Source organism: Candidatus Protofrankia californiensis, assembly GCF_900634765.1.
GTDB classification, from domain to species: domain Bacteria; phylum Actinomycetota; class Actinomycetes; order Frankiales; family Frankiaceae; genus Protofrankia; species Protofrankia californiensis.
On sequence record NZ_CAAAFT010000110.1, the window covers coordinates 9858 to 12225 of the forward strand.

The 2368-nt window shown below is 73.7% G+C and carries 2 protein-coding genes; both read right to left on the reverse strand.

The window, feature by feature from the left end; translation table 11 throughout:
• Positions 1–5 precede the first annotated feature (5 nt).
• A complete protein-coding gene (locus DD1DGNOD_RS06665) occupies positions 6–731 on the reverse strand; it encodes an urease accessory protein UreF (protein WP_131765716.1) in 726 nt (241 codons plus the stop codon).
• A 13-nt stretch (positions 732–744) separates the two neighbouring features.
• Positions 745–2368 (reverse strand): urease subunit alpha (locus tag DD1DGNOD_RS06670; RefSeq protein ID WP_131769681.1); only part of this gene is annotated, 1624 nt, incomplete at its 5' end.

Consider the following 2368-nt stretch of genomic DNA (forward strand, 5'->3'; position numbering starts at 1 on the left):
CCGGGTCAGGAGGCGAACATGCGGATTTCGGCGGTGTGGTGGCGTTCGGCGAGGAGTTCCAGGCGGGGTGCGGTGGTCGCGGGGAGGTCCGCTGGTGGGCGGTTCGACAGGGCGGTCGCCTCGGCGGCGGTGTGCTCCACATCGGTCGACAGGCGGGCGAGGACGGCGGTGACCGCCAGCGGGTCCAGGGCGAGCAGGCGGGTCGCGGCCGAGGCGGGGCCGCTGACCGCGCCGTAGGCGACGGCGAGCGCGGCGTCGGCGGGGGAGAGGCCGGCGTGCGCGGCGACCAGGCCGAACGCGACCGGATGGTGCGGCGCCGGGATCGGGCAGGACACGCCCGGCCAGGCGGCGCGGCCCGCGCGCAGCAGCGCCCGGCCCTGCGCGCGGCTGGCGGAACGTTGCGCCGGTGACGGCGTCCGCGCGTCCAACTCGGCGTCCAGATCGGCGACGGCCCCGGCCAGCGCCGTTACGGTCTCGGCGGCGACGGTTTTGGCCGGGACGCTCCCACCCGGGTGCGACCGGCGGGACGATCGGCAGGTGGCCGCGGCGAAGGTGGCGGCTACCAGGCCGGCCGTGGCCAGCCGTCCGCGCAGGAACCGCTCCAGATCGCCGAGATCGGTGACGCTGCCGTCGACGGTCGCGGCCTCGATCCCGCCGGAGTGCGCATGGCCACTCGCCGGCAACCGACCGTCCGCCAGTAACAACAACGCCGCGCGGTGCAGACCTTGCATCACAGCATCACAGTCAGAACAGGAAGTAGCGCTGGGCCATGGGGAGTTCGGCTACGGGAGCGGGCTCGACGGCGTCGCCGTCGATGGTCACGGTGAACGTCTCGGGGTCGACCTGGATGTCGGGGGTCGCGGTGTTCTCGGGCAGGTCCGCCTTGCCGCGGCGTCGCACGTCCGCGACCGCGACCATCGGCTTGGCCAGGCCGAGCCGCGCCGGCAGGCTGGCGTCGAGGGCCGCGGGGGCGACGAACGACAGTGACGACGCCGCGGCCGGGCCCGCTGCCGCGCCCCACATCGGACGCGGCAGTACCGGCTGCGGGGTGGGGATGGACGCGTTCGCGTCGCCCATCGCCGCCCATGCCACGAATCCGCCCTTGATGACGACGGCCGGACGGACGCCGAAGAACGCCGGGTCGTAGAGCACCAGGTCGGCGAGCTTGCCGGGCTCCACCGAGCCGATCTCGGCGTCCAGGCCGTGCGCGACGGCCGGGCAGATCGTGTACTTGGCGACGTACCGGCGGGCGCGGGCGTTGTCGGCGCGCCCGTCCCCGGGCAGTGTGCCGCGCCTGGCCTTCATCACGTGGGCGGTCTGCCAGGTGCGCAGCACGACCTCGCCGATGCGTCCCATGGCCTGCGAGTCCGAACCGATCATCGAGATGGCGCCGAGGTCGTGCAGGACGTCCTCGGCGGCGATCGTGGACGGCCGGATCCGGCTCTCGGCGAAGGCCAGGTCCTCGGGCACGCTCGGGTTCAGATGGTGGCAGACCATGAGCATGTCGAGGTGTTCGTCGAGGGTGTTGACGGTGTGCGGGCGGGTCGGGTTCGTGGAGCTCGGCAGGACGTTCGCGGCCGCGGCCACGGTGATGATGTCCGGGGCGTGCCCACCGCCGGCACCTTCGGTGTGGTAGGCGTGGATGGCCCGGCCGGCGATCGCGGCCAGGGTGTCCTCGACGAAACCGGCTTCGTTGAGGGTGTCGGAGTGCAGCGCGACCTGTACCCCGGAGGCGTCCGCGACCCGCAGGCAGGCGTCGATCGCCGCCGGTGTCGAACCCCAGTCCTCGTGCAGCTTGAAGCCGGCGGCGCCGCCGCGCAGCTGCTCCCACAGGGCGTCCTCACTCACGGTGTTGCCCTTGCCGAGCAGGACGACGTTGACCGGCAGCGCGTCCATCGCCGACAGCATCCGGGCGAGGTTCCACGGGCCGGGGGTGACAGTCGTGGCCTTGGTGCCCTCGGCGGGCCCGGTCCCGCCGCCGATCAGCGTGGTGATGCCGGCGCCGAGGGCCTCGGGGACCTGCTGCGGGCAGATCAGGTGGACGTGGCAGTCCACCGCCCCCGCGGTGAGGATCTTCCCGTTGCCGGCGAGGATCTCCGTGCCCGGTCCGATGACCAGGTCCGGATGGACGCCGTCCATGATGTCCGGGTTGCCGGCCTTGCCGAGCGCGACGATCCGCCCGTCGCGGATGCCGACGTCGGCCTTGACGACACCCCAGTGGTCGAGGATCACCGCCCCGGTGATGACGAGGTCCGGGGCGCCCTGGGCGCGCGACGTCCGGGCCTGCCCCATGGACTCCCGGATCACCTTGCCGCCGCCGAACACCGCCTCGTCGCCGGTGCCGGCACCGGCGGGTCCGCGGCTGTGG